The following is a 19,539-nucleotide window of genomic DNA, read 5'->3' as shown; positions in this document are numbered from 1 at the left end:
GCAGGCCCAGGCGTTGCCGGTCGGCACCCGTTCGATCCGGGGGATCCGGCACCAGGCCCCTTCTTCGACGCACTCAACCCGCGAACCGGGCCATCCACGCCTCGACGTCGTCCGCCGACCGCGGCAGGCCCGCTGACAGGTTCTCGTGACCGTCGTCGGTGACGACCAGGTCGTCCTCGATCCGGACGCCGATGCCGCGCCACTCCTCGGGCACGGTGAGATCGTCCGGCTGGAAGTACAGGCCGGGCTCGACGGTGAGCGCCATGCCCGGCTCCAGCACGCCGTCGACGTACTCCTCGTGCCGGGCCTGCGCGCAGTCATGGACGTCCAGACCGAGCATGTGACCGGTGCCCGCCATGGTGAAGCGGCGTTGGAGGCCGAGTTCGTACGCGCGGTCGGCCGGGCCTTCGATGAAGCCCCACTCGACCAGCCGGGCCGCCAGGTGGCGCTGGGACGCCTCATGGAAGTCGCGGTACGCGGCGCCGGGCTTGACGGCGGCCATGCCGGCCTCCTGGGCCTCGTACACCGCGTCGTAGACCTTGCGCTGCACGGGCGTAAAGGTCCCGCTGATCGGAAGCGTGCGCGTGACGTCGGCGGTGTAGAGGGTGTGCGTCTCCACTCCGGCGTCGAGCAGGAGCAGGTCCCCCGGGCGCACCGGACCGTCGTTGTCCGTCCAGTGCATGATCGTGGCGTGCTCGCCCGCGGCGCAGATCGAGCCGTAGCCGACGGCATTGCCCTCGAGGCGTGCACGGCGGAAGAACGTGCCCTCGATCCACCGCTCGGACGACGCGATCGCCCGGGAGAGCTCACCGATCACATCGGTGAATCCGCGCACCGTGGAGTCCACGGCCTTGCGGAGCTCGGCGATCTCCCAGTCGTCCTTGACGAGGCGGAGATCGCTGAGTGCCTCTTCCAGTCCGGCGTCGCGCTCCTCATCTGTGGTGACGGCGGCCTCCAGGGACGGGTCGAGACCCCGGACGATCCGGGTCGGCGCACCGGAGGCGGCGGCCAGGTCACCGGCCGCCGTGCGGACATCGCGGCAGGACAGGCCGAGCACGAGCTCCGACTCGGCGAGGGAGCGGCGCCGGCCCATCCACAGCTCCGCCGTGGCGCCGGTCCAGAACTCGTCGTTGTCCCTGCTGTCCCGCGGCAGCTGGTAGCAGTAGGCGTCATGGCCGCCGTCCGCACGGGGTTCGAGGACGAGCGCGCCGTCCCGGGCCTGGTCTCCGGTCATGTGCACGTAGCCCGAGTACGGGCGGAACGGGTAGGTGTCGTCGTTCGAACGGACCTTGAGATTCCCCGCGGGGATCACGAGGCGTTCGCCGGGGAAGCGCGCGGAGAGCGCGGCACGGCGGCGGGCCGCGTACGGAGCCTGCTCGCCGAGCCGCAGGTCGTGCCGCTCGGTGTCCGCCCACCCCGTCCGCATCAGAGCGGACAGTTCCTCGGAGATCCCTGAGTAGAGACCGTTCTTCCGGCCTTTCGCCACGTCATACACCTTCTTCTGGGTGGGTTCCTCAGCGGCGAGGGGCAGAGGAGGCCCTACGGACAGGCCGAGCTCCCTCCCGGTGCGGCCGGGGCGCCCTCGCTGCCGCCGGTCGATGGCGGCTCCCGGACGGTATCCCGCACCGCGCGCTCTTGGTGCCGAAGACTGCCACTGGCACAGATCGGCCACAGCCCCGACCGGAGCCGTCGATAATGCGTCGTATGACGAACGCGAAACTCGGCGAGGCCCTTCGGCTTCTGGGAATCGATCACGCGGCGGGTCAGGTCTATCTGACGTTGCTGGAGCTGGCCCCCGCTCCGCTGAGTGCGATCGGAACCGCGGCCGGTCTGGGCGCTGCGGAACTCGCCACGGCGTACGGCGCACTGGTCGACGCCGGTCTGGCCAGTGCCGCCGAGGAGGGCGGGGAGGTGGTGGCCCCGGTTCCGCCCACCGCGGGCCTGGAGATCCTCGCCCGGCGTCGGGCGGCCGAGGTCGAGGAGTCGCGCATCACCGTCGGGGGCGCGTTCGAGTCGTTCCGGCGACAGCGGCTCGCCGCATACAACGACAATCTCGTCGAGGTCGTCACCGGCGACGCCATCGGCCCCAGGATTCGTCACGCTTGGGCGAGCGCCCGCGATCAGATCCGGCAGTTCGAGTCACCACCGTACTTCCCCTTGTCCGGGGCCACGGACGACGCACTGGCCACGCTCGCCCGCGGTGTGACGCAGCGTGTCGTGTACTCGCGGGAGTCGCTGGAGCATCCGGGCCACCTGAAGGACGTCATCGAACCGTGCATCAAGGCCGGCGAACAGGCCAGGGTACTGCCGTCGGTGCCGGTCAAACTCGTGATCATCGACGAGGCGTACGCACTCGTGTCGTTGTCGATCAAAGAGGCCGACGTGCACAACACCATGCTGGTCGTGCAGCCGTGCGGCCTGCTCTCCGCGCTCGTGGCACTGTTCGAGCAGTCATGGCAGAACGCCCTGCCGTTCCACGGCCGCACCACCCGCCCAGGCGGTCTGCCACCCGCCGACCGCCGCCTGCTGTGGCTCCTCGCGGGCGGCGCGAGCGACGACGTCATCGCCCGCGAGATGGGAATCAGCCGCCGCACGCTGTTCCGCCGCCTGCAGATCCTGATGGCCCAGCTGGGGGCCGCGAACCGCTTCCAGATGGCCTTGCAGGCACAGCGCTGCGGATGGTTGTGACCCGCACACTGCCGGCGGGAACCAAGGCGATCAGTTCGAGTGTGCTCGGCCGGCGGCGCCGAGGACTGTCGCCACATGGCGGCCGGCATCGACCCGGCCCGATGCGAAACACCCGGACCTTCACCGAACCGTCCTGGGCCGCGCGCACCGTGAAGTCCAGGCCGAACTCGGCGGTCACGAACTCGGGCACCAGGGCCTCGGCGTACAGGGCGTGGTACTCGGGCTCGTAGCTGGTGAGCGTTCCAGCACTCTCCTCGATCTGGACGTGCACTCGGAAGAAGGAAGTCCGATTGCCGGTCCGAGGGGGCTGGAGCCGGTCCACGAGCAGATCGGACGGCAGCCCGCTGTGGGCGTGGTCGGCGACCAGCGCGTCCCTGGTGCGGCGCAGCAGTTCACCCGAGGAACCGGGCGATGTCCGCCTCCTCGGCGGCGATGCCCGCGAGCACGTCGTCCGTCAACTCTCCGACGGGGGTGAGGGCCACAGCCCTGCCCCGGTTCCGCTTGCTCCAGGTCGCACAGGCCAGGCCGTCCGCCGTGACCGTCGGCCGGATCTGCCCGCCGCCGGGCCGGACCTGCCGCTCGTAAGGCATGGCCACGGAGAGCGCGCGGGTCCGATAGCCGACCAGGTAATTGTCGTATGCCGGCAGCAGCCGGACGTCCAGCGCCGGTTCAGCGGTCTCCGCGCTGCGCTCCGCGGGCAGCGCGCAGCGCTCTCCCGCCACCTCGCACGCCACGGACTCGCCGGCGTCCTCAAGCGTCCGCCAGGCCCTTCGGGTCATCGCGGCAGGCAGCCCCGACCACGTCGTGAAGTCCTCCAGAGCGGCGGGCGCGTGGGCGGCCAGATAGCGGCGGGCCAGCTCGACAGCGGCCGACTCCACGTCGAGGGTGGGACCGCCGCCCGCCGGCAGCCAGTCATCGAGCAGGACGAACGTGGCCTCGCCGTCGTCCTTGGTGGGGCCGTGGCAGATCTGTCCCAGTAGCGCGCAGCGCCGTACGAGGTGGAACGGTACCTGGCCGCGGGGGTCCAGTCCGGCCCCGGCCAGCCGTTCGGCGAGCTCGGCGCGGGTCAGCGGGCCGTCGGCGGCCAGCGCGGACGTGATCAGGCGCTCGGCATGGGCGAGGGCGTCCTCGTCCAGGCCGAGCTCGCGGTAGCGCCGGGCGCTGAGCTTCAGGAAGACCGGGCCCAGCAGCACGGTCAGCCAGTGCAGATCGGCTGCGGATACGAGATACAGCGTGCCGCGCATGAACCAGCCGCGTACGACGCTCCGCTCGACGTTCGTCGCGCTGTCCACGGCCTCGGCCGTGAGGTCGACGGCCCTGGCCCTCAGCCCGAGCGCCGCGGCCGACGCGTCCTGCGCCTGCACGGCGAAGGCCCGCTCCATTACGTCCGGCACCGAGGTGCCACGCAGCCCGCCGCCGATGCCCTGCGCGCGAGCGCGCATCAGCCGGGCTTGTTCCGCATCCACTGTCCGCATGCCGACTCACTCTAAAACCTTGGAACTCAGGCAAGTTGAGTGGTCGGTGTTGAGCAGCCGCACTCAACGCCTCCGCGGCCTCCAGCAGGCAGTACAGCGTTTCCAGTACGAGGCCGGGGACTCCATCGCCACTTCAATGAGCTCGTTCTCGACCAGCCGGTGGTGCCGGACCTGCAAAGCCTGCGCAGAGCCTCGGCAGACGACTGCCGGAAGCTGTGCCACGGCAGATCAGCGGGCGTGAGGGCCTGGGTGTGAGGATCCAGTGGCCAAGCGCCGGGACCCGATGGGGAATCAGGAGGAAGCCATGATCGCCATGGTGATCGCCGGGCGGTCCAGCACCGTCCTGGAGCGAACGGGTGAGGAATGGGCGCTGCTGGCCCGTCCGAAGCTGTTGCGCGCCGATGGCATCCGGGTGACGGGCGACGCGCCGAGGCGCTCAGCCTCTCGCAGGAGTCGCCCCGATGCGGAGGTCCGTAGTACGGGCAACACAAGAAAATCCCCGGTCCGCAATTGCGGACCGGGGATTTTCCCGAGTATATTGAGCGTTTCTGTGTGCCCACAGAAAAGCCCCACAAAGGGGCTTCTGAGTAACACCATATCCGGCAGGGAGCCATTTTGTCAACTCGGGAAAGTGCCGAATTGCAGAAGGAGCAGGAATTCATCGGCCGGCTCTATGACCGTGTCGACGTGCTGCGCGGAGTCGCCGTACAGCACGTCGAGGACGCGCTGACGCCGGTCGGGACCGGACTGCAGGCCCGTCTCGAACGCGACGTGCTCGTCGCCGAACGCTCGGGTCTGCTGGCCGCTCTGAATGCGGTGGACGGCTCGCTGTGTTTCGGCCGCATCGATCTCTCCGACGGCGCCGCGCACCATATCGGCCGTATCGGAATCCGCGAGGACGACACCGCGCATACGCCCCTTCTGATCGACTGGCGTGCGCCGGTCGCCCGCCCCTTCTATCTCGCCACCGGTCACATGCCGATGGGTCTGCGCCGGCGCAGACACATCACCACCAACGGCCGCGTCGTCACCGAGCTGCACGACGAGATCCTCGACGTCGAGGACCGCGAGCGCACCGGTTTCGAGGACCCGAGCGGCGATGCGGTGCTGCTCGCCGCCGTGAACTCCGCCCGCACCGGCCGCATGGGCGACATCGTGCGGACCATCCAGGCGGAGCAGGACCGCATCATCCGCGCCCCGCACCGCGGTGTGCTCGTCGTCGAGGGCGGTCCCGGTACCGGCAAGACGGCGGTGGCGCTGCACCGAGCTGCCTTCCTGCTGTACGAGCACCGTGAGCTGCTCGCCAAGCGCGCCGTCCTGATCGTGGGCCCCAACCCGGCCTTCCTGAGCTACATCGGCGAGGTGCTGCCCGCGCTCGGCGAGACCGGTGTCCTGCTCGCCACGCAGGCCGAACTCTTCCCCGGGGTCCAGGCCGACGGCACCGACACACCCCGCGCCGCCGCCGTAAAGGGCGGTGAGCCGATGGCCGAGGCGCTCTCGCTCGCCGTACGCGACCGGCAGCGGCTGCCCGAGCCCGGCGCCCCACTGGTCATCCCGCACGACGACGGGGACCTCCTCCTCGACTGGGAAATCGCCTACGAGGCTCGCCAGGCGGCCCGCGACACCCGCCTGCCGCACAATCTCGCCCGTCCGCACTTCGCGTTCCGGATCATCGATGCCCTCACCGCGCAGCTCACGGAGCGCATCGGGGCCGACCCGTACGGCGGTCCCAATTTCCTCGGCCCCGACGACATCGCCCAGCTCGGCAAAGGTGTCGCCGTCAGCGAGGCGGTGCACTCGGTCGTCGACGAACTGTGGCCCGCGCTCACCCCGGAGGGGTTTCTCACCGGCTACCTGGCCGACCCCGTGTACGTACCGGACGAGGACGCCGAAGCCATCCGGCGCGCACCCGGCGGCGGAAAGTGGACCCCCGCCGACGTTCCGCTGCTCGACGAGGCGGCGGAACTCCTCGGGGTCGACGACAGCGCCGAGCGGGCCGCCGCCGAGGCCGAGCGCCAGGAGCGGATCGCGTACGCACAGGGCGTTCTGGCGCTGTCGAGGGGCTCGGAGACGTACGAGTTCGAGGACGAGGAGTCCGAGGTCCTGGCCGCCCACGACATCATCGACGCCGAGCGGATGGCGGAGCGCCAGGAGGAGGCCGATCACCGCAGCGCGGCCGAGCGGGCCGCCGCCGACCGCTCCTGGGCGTTCGGACACATCATCGTCGACGAGGCCCAGGAGTTGTCGCCGATGGCATGGCGGCTGCTGATGCGCCGTTCGCCGACCCGTTCGCTGACCCTGGTCGGCGACCCCGCGCAGACCTCCGAGGAGGCGGGCGTCGGCTCGTGGGAGAAGATCCTGGAGCCGTACGTCGGTGATCGCTTCGAGCACGTCAGGCTCGAGGTCAACTACCGCACGCCCGCCGAGATCATGGAGCTGGCCGCCAGGGTCGTACGCGCCGACGACCCCTCCTTCGAGCCGCCCGGCTCGGTGCGGTCCACCGGCGAGGTGCCGTGGACGCGGGATGCCGGGGAGGACCTGGCAGGGGCGGTGGCGCAGGCGGTCTCGGAGCTGATGCCCGAGGAGGGACGCCTCGCGGTGATCGCGCCACGGGCGCTCCACGAGGAGATCGCCGCTCCACTGGAAGGAATCAGGGCCGGTGGCGAACCCGATCTGACCCGCACGGTGGTTCTGCTCGACCCGCGGCAGGCGAAGGGGCTCGAATTCGACCATGTGCTGGTCGTGGAGCCCGCCAGGTACGGGACAAGCGACCTGTACGTGGCTCTGACCCGCGCCACGCAGCGCCTGGGCATCGTCCACCGGGAGGAGCTGCCCGAGTCACTGCGCTGACGGCGCCCTGGCGCGGCACTTGAGCGGCACCGGCGATGAGTGCCGCCGCTCCGGGCCCCGGCTCCATCAGCCGCTGGTACGGGCCGGTCGGCGCGGTGCAGTCGGCGCGGGCCGGGGCGGCAGTTGCGTTCGGGGCGGCGAGCGCCGTGGACACGAGCGCCGCTACCGCCAAAGCGGCCACGACACCGGATATGAGGGCAGGGCGCACGGCGCGAACCTCCTGGCGCGCTGGGGACGGTCCCTGCCGGTGAATCAGCGTGCCGGTCCGGCCGCCCCGGTATGGGCGGCCGGACCGGTGAGCGCCCCGGCCCCGGAGTGAGGGCGGAGCACTCGCCGGGTCACCTGTCGCGGCCGGCGGCCGCGCCACCGCCCCGGCGAGCCTCGTGCTGGTTGTGCCAGGTCGTCACGGAGCCGGCGATGCTGAACAAGCTGGGCTCGCGCGGGGACCTGCGAACATGATCCGTGCCCTCGAATTCCTCGCCCAGCAGCTTGTAGCACGCATCCTTTCGGTCCCAGAACGTCCCGGGGCGCTTGGCCTTCCGCTCGGGTACCCGTTGTCGGCAAGCGGAGACGTCGGAGTGTTGCTCGGGTTTCTCGGTTTCTTTCCTGGTGACGAGGGCGTCGAGTATGTCTTTCGCGACGCTGGAGAACGCTTGGACTCTTTCGCCGTTGAGTCAGAGAGTGGGGCGGTGTGGTCTCGATCAGCCGGGACGGCACGATGCCGGCCATGCGGCAGGTCTCGCTGTTCCAGGATGAATGATCAGTAACACACGCTCATACCGTGGCGTGCTCCTGACTGTCGCTACACATGTCGGGCATCGCCCAGCGGTCAGAGGCTGCTGAGGAGGTCGTCGAGTGGGGCGGGTATGCGGTGGGGGTCGAGGGCCTCGACGAGGACGCGGCCGTAGTGGATCTTGCGCCCTTTCTTCGTGCCGAGGAAGCGCCGCAACTGCTGCTGTGAGGTGCGGTCCCGCTGTGCGGGCTGGCACAGGAAGGTCTCCAAGGGGCGCAGGTCGCCCTCCGCCCGGACGAGTTCCTTCACCCGCGTCACACCCAGCGCGCGGATGAGTTCGTCCTCCAGATCCGCCGCGCAGACGAAGAACCCTTGCTGTGCTGCGCCGGCCCGCTCCAAGCCGCGGGCGTAGTAGCGACGCTCCGCCTCGTCGCACAGTCCCGTGAGGCGGAGGCCCAGGCCGGGTGGCCCGAGGAGGCGGGCGAAGCGCCCGACGCTCATCGCACCGCCCATCGGCAGGACGCAGACTCCTTCGGCCGCCAGGTCCCTGCCGCGGCTAGCGGCCAGCGCGCTGACCGCTGCGGCGTCGCTCGGCCCTTCGAGCAGGACGACTGCCCGGACGCGCAGCCGCGCGGCCAGCTCGCGCGGAGGGTCGCTGGGGCCGCCGGCCGCCCACGCGGTGACCGCCTCCAGGAACGACCTCATGTCAGCCATGAGGCCGAGTTTCCACCCTTCCCGGCCGCCACGCCAAGGAATTTCCGCCAGCGCGTCGATCGGCGGTGAGCAGTCGGGGCGACGGTCGAACGCGGTCGCGCAGCATGGGAGTCTCCTGGGATACGCGTCGTTGTGCGCACGGCAGTGGATGAACAGCAGATGGTCTCCACCAAAAGCCTCCAGGTCCAGAGCCACGTCGAGCTGGAAGAACAGGGCCATCCGCTCCCCCGCAGAAACACGATGGCCACTCTTGTGCGTTGTCGAGGAAGGGCCAGCCGCCAACGGAAGTTCCGCGTCGGTCGGTCCAGCGGATCTGACCCGACCTCGATCGCGTGAGCAGGCAGCGCCGCCCGAATCTTCCCTGCATCTCGTCCGGCCATCCGCTCACCCTTGGGCTGCCCTGTGACCTCTGATCGTGGGTGAGAAGGTTTGGCTGCGACTGGCGTGATGACGGCGTCCGAACCGTCCTGGACAAACCCATTCACCGGGTTGAGCCCGCGCCGGATGGGAAGCTGCTGACCGTACTCCTGCGCGAGGACGACGCGGTGGTGCGACGGGGCCGGCCGTGGGGGCTCTCCTTGGAGGACCGTCTCCTGCTCGTTGCGACCTACTGGCGCGCGAACTTGACGCTGCGCCAACTTCTCCCACCGTTCGGCATCTCGAAGTCGGGCGGCCAACCGCATCATCGGCCAGATCGGTCCACTTTTCGCGCTGAAGCCCAGGCGACGCTTCGCGAAAGACACCGCGGTCATCGTGGACGGCACCCTTGTCCCGACCAGTGACCATGAGATTGCCGAGCAGTCGAAGGACTACCGATACTCCACCAACCACCGGTTGTCATCGACGCCGACAGCCGCCTGATCGTCGGGGTCGGTCGGCCGCTTCCTGGCAACCGCAACGACTGCAAGGCATGGGAAGAGTCCGGAGCCAAAAGCACCGTCGGCGCCACCATCCGGGTCGCCCGGCGGGTGCGCCCAGGTGTCCCGCAGTTCCGTCGGCACATGCTTCGTTCTCGCCGCCGAGCTGTTCCAGCACGCGCATAAGACTCGGCCCGAAGCCGTGTTCACGCAGCAGCACGCCGACCACGGCGGGGAGTGGTGGCGTCCGCGCTGAGGACCAGCAGCCGGTGGCCGTCGTGCAGGGCGACGGCCGGCCGCCCGGGCCCGTAAATCCGGCGGCGCCGTCGGCACCTCCGCCCTGCGATCCGCCCTGAGGAAGTCGTGGCAACCATGGGTTGAGTTCCGACGAAATGCCGCGAGAAGAGTCACGCGTGAACAGACGCCTATATAGGGATTGCTGGTGCTCTGTCAGTGCCAGCATGAGAGCTGTGGGCCGAGCGACACCGACTGCCGGACCCTCTGGCAATTCTCCGGCCCCGCGCTGCGCCATCAGCGTGATTCCCTGTCTGGAGCGGCGATGCAAGTACAGCAACGATCCCCACGCACCGTTGCGGGTTTCCCCCGGTGGGTGCCGCCCCCCGGGCTGATCGGCTTCCTTGTGCTGCTTGTGTCGATGTTCGCCGTCTCGTACAAGATCGGTGATGTCGTCGGCCCGGTAGCACCCGGGATGCACTCCACCGGTACGGGTGGCGGTGGCGGCGGCCAGCCCGATCCGCACGACGGTGGCATGGGTGGCATGCACTCGAGTAGTGCAGGATGACGGCAGCACAGTCGGAGAGCGCGCCGGCGACCACCGACCTGGCCGTCGGTGGTATGACCTGCGCGGCCTGTGTGAATCGTGTGGAGAAGCGCTTGGCCAAGCTCGACGGGGTGACCGCCACGGTCAACCTCGCCACCGGACAGGCGAGGGTGAGCCACCCCCCTGAGGTCACAGCGGAGGCTCTCGTGGCCGTTGTCGAACGCGCGGGCTACACAGCCGAACTCCCCTCGGCGCCCGAACCCCTCGAAGCGGCCGGTCAGTCGGATCGGACACGGGACGAGACCACGTCGGAACGCAATCGGCTCGTGATCACCGCCCTGCTCGCAGTCCCCGTGGTGCTGCTTTCCATGGTGCCCTCTCTGCAGTTCCGCAACTGGCAGTGGCTGTGCTTCACTCTGTCCGCTCCGGTGGTCCTGTGGAGTGCCTGGCCCTTCCACCTGCGCGCGTTGCGCGGGCTCCGCCAGTCGTCCGCCACCATGGACACTCTGGTTTCGCTCGGCGTCATCTCGTCTTTCGCCTGGTCGGTGTATGCCCTGTTCCTCGGCGGGGCGGGCGCCGCGGACATGCGCATGCCGTTCACCCTGGTTCCCTCCGTCGGCGGAGGCATTGCGCACATCTATCTGGAAGCCGCTGTCGCGGTTCCGCTGTTCGTTCTCACCGGCCGGTTTCTCGAAGCGCGTGCCCGGCACGGTACAGGTGAGGCTCTGCGCTCGCTGGCCGGTCTGGCCGCCAAGGACGTGACCCTACGGGACAGCGGCCAGGAGCGAAGGATTCCTGTCGAACAGCTCCGCGTCGGGCAGGAGTTCGTCGTCCGGCCCGGGGAGCGGGTCGCCACCGACGGAGTGGTGGTCTCCGGCAGCTCGGCTCTTGATCTGTCTCTGGTCACCGGGGAAAGCGACCCGGCCGAAGTCGGCCCGGGCCAGGCCGTGGTCGGGGCCGCTGTCAACGCCGGCGGCATGCTGCTCGTGCGTGCCACGGCAGTCGGCGCGGACGCCCGGCTTGCCCGGATTACGCGCATGGTCACCGAAGCTCAGGCAGGGAAGGCCCGTGCTCAGCGTCTGGCGGACCTGGTGGCCGGCGTTTTCGTACCGGCTGTATTGGCGCTGGCCGTCACTGTCCTCGGATTCTGGCTCGGTGCTGGAGCAGACCCGCAGACGGCCATCACCGCGTGCGTGGCGATCCTGGTCGTCGCCTGCCCTTGCGCACTGGGGCTGGCAACCCCGACCGCCCTTCTCGCCGCTACCGGCCGAGGTGCTCAACTCGGGGTTCTGGTGAACGGGCCGCAGGCCCTGGAGACGCTGCGCCACATCGACACGGTCGTGCTGGACAAGACCGGCACCCTCACCAGCGGTCACATGACCGTCTCCCACATCACCGTAGCAGCGGAGGGAATCGGGCGGGAGGCCGTGCTGCGGCTGGCAGGTGCGGCCGAGCAGGGATCGGAGCACCCGGTGGGTCGAGCGGTCACCGCGTACGCGCAACGCGCACTGCCCGAGCGCCCCCTGCCGGACGTCTCCGCCTTCAGGGCGACACCCGGGGTGGGCATCGCGGGTTGTGTCGAAGGACGTCAGGTGGAGGTGTGCGCCGCGCAAGGTGATCTCCCAGAGACCCTGGCGCGGGCCTTGGCCGAAGCCGAGGCGGCCGCGCACACTCCGGTCCTGGTGCGCGTGGACGGCGTCGACGAGGCTCTCATCGCGGTCGGGGATGTGCTGCGGCCGGGGAGTTACCGGGCCGTGCACAAGCTCAGGCGCCTGGGCGTGGAACCGGTTCTTGCCACCGGCGACCACGAGTTCACCGCCCACGCCGTAGCCGGTGAACTCGGCATCATCCAGGTGCACGCCCGATGCAGCCCCGAGAGCAAAGGGGATCTGGTGCGGCAGTTGAAAGGTGAGGGCCGCCGGGTCGCCGTGATCGGTGACGGTGTGAACGACGTCGCCGCCCTGGCCGGCGCGGATCTCGGAATCGCCATGGGCACCGGAACGGATGTGGCCATCGGCGCCGCGGATGTGACGCTGGTTCGCGGTGACATCGAGGCAGTCACCGACGCCGTCCGCCTCGCACGTCGCACGCTGGGGACGATCCGCATCAATCTGATCTGGGCGTTCGGTTACAACGCGGTCACCGTGCCACTGGCCGCGGTCGGATGGCTCAACCCGATGTTCGCTGCCGCAGCCATGTCCATCAGTTCACTTCTGGTGGTGGGCAACAGCCTGCGCCTGCGGGCCTGGCAGCCGTCGCCCGCGCGCCAACGCGCGTCGCGACTTTCGCTCCACCGAGGAAGGATGCCGCTGTGACGGACCCCGCCCGACGCACCGCTGCCGAAGGCTGGATTCCGACGCGCCGTCGCCTGCACGACGGGCTGCTCGCCGTGGTCGCCCCCTTGGCAGCCTTCTCGGTGGCCCTGGGCGGATTGACCGCTTGGACCGCATCGGGGGCCGCCGGGACCCCACCGCGACTGGAGATCAGCGACGGGCGGGTCTTCCTGCCCTACAACGGCAACGTGGGCACCGCAGCGTTCTTCCGGATCACCAACAGCGGCGGAGCCGACGACCGGCTCGTCTCCGTCACTTCAACGGCCGCGGACAGCGCCATGCTCAGCCGGCACGTACGTCACGACAGCGGTGCAGGCTCCATGAGCATGGTCGGCTCAGTCGCTCTGCCGGCGGGAGAGACCCTGGCCATGTCGGCAAGCACGGTGGACGTGATGGTGAAAGTGAAGGACCGCCGGCAAGTGGGCGACATGCTTCCCTTCGTCCTGCACTTCCGCCACAGCGATCCAGTCGAAGCCCTGGCAGTCGTTGTCCGTCCCGGTAGCTGAAGCAGCCTCTGACCAGGGCCACTTCGCCTGCAACAACGGAGTCCAGCTTGCCGGCCTTGACGTCCTCGGCGTCCTCGGCGTCCTCGGCGGTGGAGCCGAACTGGTCGGCGCTCATCTGGATCTGCTGACCGAAGTCGTCGGTGATCACGATCGTGCAGGCTCCCAGGAACCCGCACCAGCCATGACTCCCCCTCTCCGTACGTCCCACCGCAATGCCGGCTCCCGCGGACCGGACACAAAGGAAATGCTCGCTCGCCGCAGCCCGCGAGCGCCGGGGAAGCAAGCCCTCGCAGCATGCCCCAATGGGCTCGTGCTTCCAATGACTCCAGCAACGCGTGAAGCGTGGAAACCAGACGACCACCACCAACGGCTCCCTGAGGGAGGTCTCGCTCGACCCCGTGTGGCCGTCACAGGGTCCAACGCCGCTCGGGGCGGCCTGGAACGTCGTCGTCCGCCAGCTCCCGGGACCACCTGGACCCAGCGGAAATGGTCGCTACCAGCTCCTCGTCGCCCGCCCACTCCACGTCGTTCGAACGAACACCGTGCGGGAGCCCCGGCGGCACAGCACGCACGCAGTTCCGTCACCCGGTTGCCTGCCGTGCCGGGGCGACATGGCCTGTTCGCCAACATGTCCGCGAGCGGCATTCGTCTCCTGGGAACTGAATCCGTCCGTCATCCGACTACTGCCGGGGGCTGGGAAGTTGTCCAGCCACCCGATCCGCGCGGCAGTGGCTGACGATCGAAGGGCGTGTGATGGGTGGGCTGGATGTGCGTATGCGGGAGGTCACCTGCCGACATGGCCGGCTGGAGGCCGTCGCCGACGTGGATCTGGAGATCGCCGCCGGTGAACGGGTGGCGCTGACCGGAACCAACGGCTCGGGCAAGACGACGCTGCTGCGTGCGGTGCTCGGTCTGCACCGACAGGTGACGGGATCGATCCTGGTCGGCGGGCGAGGCACCCGCTCGCCCGCGGATTGGGCGTGGCGCCGCCGTGTCTGCGCCTGGATTCCGCAGAAGCCGGCGGCAGGCCGCTTCCCTCTTCTCGCGACCGAGCTGCTGGCCAGCAGCAGCGCTCACGTGAAGGCGGCCTCGGCAGCGGCACAGCTCGGTGTGGAAGCTCTGACCGAGCGGCCTCTGCACACCCTGTCCGGCGGGCAGTTGCAGCGGATGTATCTCGCCCGGGCTATCGGCTGTGTCGCGGCCGGGGCGCAGGTGCTGCTGGCCGACGAGCCCACCGCTGCTCTTGACTTCGGGGGCCAGGAGGAAGCGGCCGACGTCCTCACCTCCTTACCGGTGACGCTCGTCGTGGTGACGCACGACCGGGCGCTGGCGGAACGCTGCGACCGGGTGCTGGAAATGGCTGCAGGCCGTTTGCGGGAGGTCCGGTGACGCTCGTGACCGCCGATCTCGGTGAACTTCTCCAACTGCTCCCCGTGCAACGGGCGGGATTCGCGCTGCTGCTCGCTGCTATCGGCCTGCCGGTGGTCGGTGTGGTCATCGTGGGTCTCGACATCATGCCGGTGCGGTTCGCGATGATGCACGTCGCGTTGCTCGGCATCGCGGTCGGCCTCGTGACCGGCCTCGACCCCATGCTGTGCGCGCTTGTGGCGTGTGCGCTGTCCGGGGCCGCCGTCGCTCCTCTCGCTCGTACGCCCGCCGGGTTGTCCGGAGCGATGGGGCTACTCATGAGCATCGCGATCGCGGCAGCGTTGTTGGTGCTCGCTGTTTCAGGGATCAATGCATCTGGCGCGTTCGCCCTGCTCTGGGGGTCGATTCTGTCTGTTGGGACCGTCGACCTGATCGTGCTCGGCGTGCTCGCCGTCGTCGTCATGGGCCTGTTCCTGTGGCGGCGCCGCGATATCGCTCTGCTGTTGCACGACCGGGAGCTCGCCCAGTGCTCAGGTGTTGCCGTGCGCGCGCTGACCCTCGTACTGCTGGTGCTGGTCGCGGTCGCCGTCGCAGGCGCGATCAAGCTCACGGGCGCGCTACTGGTCGACGCCCTCACCCTCCTGCCGGCTCTCGCCGCGCGCCGCCTGGGCACCTCGCTGAAGTCAATCACTCTCTGGGCCGTTGCCATCGGCATCGTCGTGAACCTGACCGGGTTCCTCATCGCACTGTGGCTGGACTGGCCTCCCGGGCCGGTCCTCGTCCTCACCGCGGGGGCCGCCGTCCTCGCCGTCCATCTCATACCCGAACGGAGAATCGCCTCATGGCGCGCACCCGCGGCCGTACCACTTCCCTCCTCGCACTGAGTGCTGCACTGGCCCTGGTGGCCGGCTGCGAAAACGGCTCGTCGTCCTCCGGAGGCGGCGGCGGCGGCGACAAGCACGAGCACGACGGGAAGCCGGTGGTGGTCGTCACCACGACCTGGGAAGGGGCCTTGGCGAAAGCCGCGGGCGCCGAGGACGTGCAGGTCATCGTCCCCCAGTCCGTGCAGCACGCACCCGACTACGACCCGAAGCCCTCCGACCTCGCGGCCGTAGCCGGTGCCGACTTCGTGCTCTACGCCCCCTTCGAGCCGTACGCCGGGGAGATCAAGGATGCCGCCGGTTCCAAGGCCGAACTGGTCGAGGTGAACCTCGACAACGACGCGGACAAGGTCGACGCCGAGGTGGCCAAGCTGGGCACGTTGTTCGGAACCGAGGACGCCGCAGCGAAGTGGAAGACGACCTTCGACAGCGAGTACGCCAAGTTGTCCAAGGATCTCAAGGCGCAGTGGCCGGGCGGGAAGAGCCCGGTGGTCGTCAGCCAGGTCTTCACCATCTGGGCCGCAAAGCTGGCGGGCGCGAGACTGGTCGGCACCTACGGGCCCGAAGCCGTCACCCCTGCACAGCTGGCGAAGCTGGGCAAGGAGAAGCCCGCCCTCGTCCTGGACAACGCCCATATGTCGACCGGCACGGTCCTGCCCGACTCCGGCGCCAAGCAGGTCGAGATCGTCAACTACCCAGGGGATGACCTCGACTTGTTGCCGATATACCGCAACGCAGCAACCGCGCTGAAGAAGGCCATGCCCGCATCCTGAAGCACCGCGTGGGGGCGGTCCGGAGCGCCGGGCTGCCCCCACGTTCGCTCGTTCATGTGCCGAGAAGGAGTCACCGGGCGGCTGAGTGTCCCGGTCCCCCGGCTGTGGCACCGTTCAGCTCGCCTGCGCGAGGGGGCCTTCCCTCTTCACGCGGGGCGGTTGATCTCGGTCATACGGTCCCGCAGTACCGCCCGGTCGGGCTTGCCCGCAGGGGTGAGGGGCAATTCGTCCACGACCAGGAGGCGCTCAGGGTGCTTGCGTTGTTCCAGTCCCCGTTCGGTCAGGTGCTCGCACAGCATCTGCAGCGTCAGGGGCTCCGTGGCGCGGGACACGACGCACGCCGCCAGCCGCTCCCCCATCAACGCATCCGGGATCCCGACGCACACGACATCACGTACGAAGGGGTGGGCGGCGAGTTCCCTTTCGACCTCGGCGGGGCTGATGTTGGCGCCGCCGCGGATGACGACGTCCTTGAGGCGTCCGACGATGTGCAGGACGCCGTCGCCGTCGAGGAACCCGAGGTCCCCGGTGCGCACCCACCCGTCGGGAGTGCGGTAGCGGGCGTCCAGCTCCGGGGAGGCGACGTAACACATGGGGGTCATGGGGCCCCGCGCCACGATCTCCCCGGTCTCGCCGTCCGGCAGCTGTTCATGGGTCCCGGTGTCGGTGATGCGTATGCCCGCCACCCGCGGGTCGGGGCGCCCGGCCACGACCCCCCGGTCGTCCGCGTCCGGAGTGGAACTGGTCAGTCCGGTGTGGCAGTTGACGCCGTCGGCCGATCCGTAAAGGTTGACGACAGGACAGCCGAATACACTCGCGGCGAGTTCCGCCGTGGTCACGTCCAGCGCGGAGCCACCCAGGATCAGGGCCGTTGGGGCGGGCAGCTTCTCGCCTGTGGTGTCGAGGCGGTCGAGCATCATGCGCACCATGGTGGGAACGCCCAGGATGTGGGTGGGCCGGTGTTCGCGTACGGCGTCGAGCGCGGCCTCCGGCGTGAAGTGGTCCAGGAGGATGAGAGTCCCGCCATGCCGGGCGAGGGTGACGGCCGTGCCGTTGGAACCGAAGGCTGAGGCGAGCGGCACGAGGAACAGGCAGCGGGGCGGAGTCCGGTCGGGGATGAGCGAGGCGAGGAAATTACCGCGTCCGCCGGCCAGTGCGTTGTGGGAGTAGGCGACCATCTTCGGCTCGGCCTCGGAGCCGGAGGAGACGAGGATGCGGGCGGCGCTGTCGGGGTCCGGCCGTGCGGGAACGAATCCGCTGGGGTCGGAACGCAGCAGCTGCGAGAGCGGAATCGTTCCTTCCGGTGTGTTGCCGGGGCCGACGGCGATGACGTGGCGCAGGAAGGAAAGCGCCGGGGCCAACGCCTGGAGGTCGGCGGCGTGGTGGTTGCCCCGGTGTTCGATGGCGGCGATGACGGCGACGGCCTCCGCGCGGCGGAGCAGGCATTCGGCTTCCAGGCTGCCGCGGCCGACAGGGAAGGGCAGCGCCACCGCGCCGAGGGCGGCCAGGGCGAGATCGGCGATGACGGCGTTGCGGCCGTTGGGCAGCTGAACACCCACCACGTCACCCGGGCGTATGCCGAGGTCTCTCAGGCCGGTGGCCAGACATCGCACCTTACGGTCGAGGGCGGTGTAACAGAATTTGCCTTTGGCATCAACGATCGCTGTGCGGTGGAGGTCCGCGATCTGCCGGGCGCGAAAGAGGCTGTAGAGGTCGAGGTCGGGGCAGGTCCCGTCGATGACCCAGGAGCGGCGGAGGTCAGCGGGCAGCAGGTCGTAGAGGGCGACGGTCACGTGAAGCTCCAGGGGTCGGGAACAGCGGGGGCACCGTGCGCGTCGCGGCTGATCGAGTCGGCGAAGCGCGGATCACGAGGCAGGGCGGCCAGGTCGCTGGTGACCGCGGTGGCGGGCAGTCCGCGCGTGCGCAGCTGTGCCAGGGCGTTGTGGGTGGACAGACCGCTCAGGTCGTAAGCACGAGCTGCTTCGGCGGAGGCATCGGTGGGAGCGACCCAGCCGTCCGCGGTGCGCAGCGGGTGACGGAACCCGGCCGGCTTTCGCGCGGTCCCTCCCGTTGCGGCCCGGCGCAGGGCGGGGGCGGTGAGGACATCGGCCGCCCCCAGCAGCGAGGAGTCCACCCGGACGCCGTGTCGGTTGCGTTCACGCAGCAGCAGGCCCGCGAGGACTGCTTCCGTTCCCAGGAGCCCGCCCAGGACGTCGAGAAGGGTCATCAGGGACGGTGCGGGCGCTTCGCCTGCCGGGTGTACCGCTTCTCCGACTCCGGTGCGTGCCTGGACCATGAAGTCGGTCCCCATCGGGGCGCCGGGGATCCGGTCGGCCCATCCGCTGGTGTACGCGTAGACCAGTGCGGGGTTCACCGCGGCCAGGTGGTCGGCGTCGAGACCGAGCTGGGCGGCTTTTCCCGGGGCCCAGTTGTGGAGGAAGACATCGGCCTCTGCCGCCATCTCTCGCAGCCGGCGCCGGTCGCTCTCGGCCTTGATGTCGACCTCCACGGCCTGCTTGGCGCGGTTGAGCGCGAGCCAGCGGGCGGAGATGCCGGAGCAGGCCGGTGGCATGCCGCGCAGCGGATCCCCGCCCGGCGGCTCGATCCGGATCACTTCGGCGCCGAGCAGTCCCAGGAGGTGAGCGGTGAGCGGTGCCTGGATGCGGCGGCCGGCCTCCAGCACGGTCAGCCCTGCCAGCGGCCGTTCGGCCGTGGGGGGAACTGTGGGGGTACGGTGGCCGGGCCTGTGGGAGGTGAGTGACCAGGGCGGTGCACCGTCGTGTTCCGCTGCCCGCCCGGCCAGGGATCCCAGCGGGCAGACCTCTGCGCCGGAGACTGCTGCCGCCTGGAGGATGCGCTGCCAGGGGTGGGCCCGCGTCGTCGTATGCAGGGCCTGCGGGAAAGGAGCGCAGGCTGTGGCGTACCGGAATTGGAAGGGCCGCCAGCCGGCCGGTATCGCCTCGGGGGGTGCCTCCAGGGCCCGCCAGAACGCAGCCCAGGCCCCCGGGTCCAGGGTCTCCAGCTCGAAAAGTGTGCCGTCGGCGTCGGCGAAGGGCGGTCCCCCCGGGGCGAGTTCGGCGGCCTCACCCTCGTCGGCTCCGGCGGCGGCGAGGTACTGGGAAACGGTCAGCAGTCCGGCTCGGTCGACGCTCGTGCTGACGCGTGCGGTTGTTCCCCCGCGGGCCTGGCCCAAGAGCCCTGCCAGGATTCCCTGGACCGTGAGAACGGAGGCGGCGGTGGTGGCGTAGTCGACGGCCAGGCCGCGCGGCCCGCCGTCACGTCGCCCGTGCACGGCCATGATCCCGGTGGCGGCCTGGACGGTGGCCTCGTCGGTGATGCCGCTCTCCGGATCCGCCCAGTTCACCTCGGCTTCGATGGGCAGAATTCCATCGCCGGTCAGCGCTATCCGCGCAGTTGTCGCGAGTTGCGGCGCGGCCGGTTCCGGGCGGGTGCGGGCTCCCAGAAGCCGAAGGTGCTGGGCAGCAAGGCAGGTCAGCTCGGGCGGCCCCGAGGTGTCCAGGTCAAGCCCGTCCAGTGGGCGGGCCGTCTGCGTGGTGACTGGTGACGCCATGCCTCTCCT

The 19,539-nt window shown here is 69.8% G+C and carries 13 protein-coding genes and 2 pseudogenes; 9 read left to right on the top strand and 6 right to left on the bottom strand.

The annotated features are described in order from the left end of the window. Window positions 1–73: 73 nt before the first annotated feature. On the bottom strand, window positions 74–1,486 hold the full coding sequence (locus tag OG609_RS37840; RefSeq protein ID WP_327276931.1) for an aminopeptidase P family protein: 1,413 nt from the start codon (window positions 1,484–1,486) through the stop codon (window positions 74–76). Window positions 1,487–1,704: 218 nt separating this feature from the next. On the opposite strand from OG609_RS37840, the gene OG609_RS37835 reads away from it, so the two are divergent. Beyond that, complete coding sequence (locus tag OG609_RS37835) at window positions 1,705–2,688, top strand: LuxR family transcriptional regulator (protein WP_327276930.1); 984 nt, start codon at window positions 1,705–1,707, stop codon at window positions 2,686–2,688. 392 nt (window positions 2,689–3,080) lie between these two features. On the opposite strand, the gene OG609_RS37830 is transcribed toward OG609_RS37835, so the two are convergent. Next, window positions 3,081–4,163, bottom strand: a complete 1,083-nt coding sequence (locus OG609_RS37830) for a winged helix DNA-binding domain-containing protein (RefSeq protein ID WP_327276929.1) — start codon at window positions 4,161–4,163, stop codon at window positions 3,081–3,083. A gap of 639 nt (window positions 4,164–4,802) precedes the next feature. Here OG609_RS37830 and OG609_RS37825 point away from each other — a divergent pair. Next, a complete protein-coding gene (locus OG609_RS37825; RefSeq protein ID WP_327276928.1) occupies window positions 4,803–7,013 on the top strand; it encodes a HelD family protein in 2,211 nt (736 codons plus the stop codon). Window positions 7,014–7,842: 829 nt separating this feature from the next. Here OG609_RS37825 and OG609_RS37820 read toward each other — a convergent pair. Then, window positions 7,843–8,460: a TOPRIM nucleotidyl transferase/hydrolase domain-containing protein gene (locus tag OG609_RS37820; RefSeq protein WP_327278323.1), complete on the bottom strand. Its 618-nt coding sequence runs from the start codon at window positions 8,458–8,460 to the stop codon at window positions 7,843–7,845. A gap of 447 nt (window positions 8,461–8,907) precedes the next feature. Between OG609_RS37820 and OG609_RS37815 the strand changes: the two are divergent. Beyond that, window positions 8,908–9,440, top strand: a pseudogene (locus OG609_RS37815) (transposase family protein); the annotation flags it as partial. Here OG609_RS37815 and OG609_RS37810 read toward each other — a convergent pair. Continuing rightward, window positions 9,414–9,610 (bottom strand): annotated as a pseudogene (locus OG609_RS37810) (cobalamin biosynthesis bifunctional protein CbiET); the annotation flags it as partial. The pseudogenes OG609_RS37815 and OG609_RS37810 overlap by 27 nt on opposite strands. Window positions 9,611–9,927: 317 nt before the next feature. Between OG609_RS37810 and OG609_RS37805 the strand changes: the two are divergent. The 6 genes from OG609_RS37805 to OG609_RS37780 all read left to right on the top strand — a co-directional run bounded on the left by OG609_RS37805 (window position 9,928) and on the right by OG609_RS37780 (window position 15,959). Next, window positions 9,928–10,119: a hypothetical protein gene (locus OG609_RS37805; RefSeq protein ID WP_327276927.1), complete on the top strand. Its 192-nt coding sequence runs from the start codon at window positions 9,928–9,930 to the stop codon at window positions 10,117–10,119. After that, entirely contained in the window at window positions 10,116–12,413 is a 2,298-nt protein-coding gene (locus OG609_RS37800) for a heavy metal translocating P-type ATPase (RefSeq protein ID WP_327276926.1), read from the top strand. The genes OG609_RS37805 and OG609_RS37800 overlap by 4 nt, the downstream gene beginning before the upstream one ends. Next, window positions 12,410–12,937, top strand: a complete 528-nt coding sequence (locus OG609_RS37795; RefSeq protein WP_327276925.1) for a copper chaperone PCu(A)C — start codon at window positions 12,410–12,412, stop codon at window positions 12,935–12,937. Before OG609_RS37800 ends, OG609_RS37795 begins: the two co-directional genes overlap by 4 nt. 753 nt (window positions 12,938–13,690) lie before the next feature. Beyond that, the gene (locus OG609_RS37790; RefSeq protein WP_327276924.1) at window positions 13,691–14,326 is read left to right on the top strand and encodes an ATP-binding cassette domain-containing protein; all 636 of its coding nucleotides are present in this window, start codon (window positions 13,691–13,693) and stop codon (window positions 14,324–14,326) included. Next, window positions 14,323–15,189, top strand: coding sequence for a metal ABC transporter permease (locus OG609_RS37785; protein ID WP_327276923.1), 867 nt, complete (start codon window positions 14,323–14,325; stop codon window positions 15,187–15,189). The genes OG609_RS37790 and OG609_RS37785 overlap by 4 nt, the downstream gene beginning before the upstream one ends. Next, entirely contained in the window at window positions 15,147–15,959 is an 813-nt protein-coding gene (locus OG609_RS37780) for an ABC transporter substrate-binding protein (protein WP_327276922.1), read from the top strand. Before OG609_RS37785 ends, OG609_RS37780 begins: the two co-directional genes overlap by 43 nt. 146 nt (window positions 15,960–16,105) lie before the next feature. Here OG609_RS37780 and OG609_RS37775 read toward each other — a convergent pair whose 3' ends face one another. Continuing rightward, window positions 16,106–17,752 (bottom strand): class I adenylate-forming enzyme family protein, encoded by a 1,647-nt coding sequence (locus OG609_RS37775; protein ID WP_327276921.1) that lies wholly within the window; start codon window positions 17,750–17,752, stop codon window positions 16,106–16,108. Then, on the bottom strand, window positions 17,749–19,530 hold the full coding sequence (locus tag OG609_RS37770) for a CoA transferase (protein ID WP_327276920.1): 1,782 nt from the start codon (window positions 19,528–19,530) through the stop codon (window positions 17,749–17,751). Before OG609_RS37770 ends, OG609_RS37775 begins: the two co-directional genes overlap by 4 nt. Window positions 19,531–19,539: the final 9 nt, after the last annotated feature.

The sequence above is a fragment of the Streptomyces sp. NBC_01224 genome (assembly GCF_036002945.1).
In the GTDB taxonomy this organism is placed as follows: domain Bacteria; phylum Actinomycetota; class Actinomycetes; order Streptomycetales; family Streptomycetaceae; genus Streptomyces.
The sequence above is the reverse complement of the archived record's forward strand: the minus strand, read 5'-3'. Positions and strand labels throughout refer to the sequence as shown.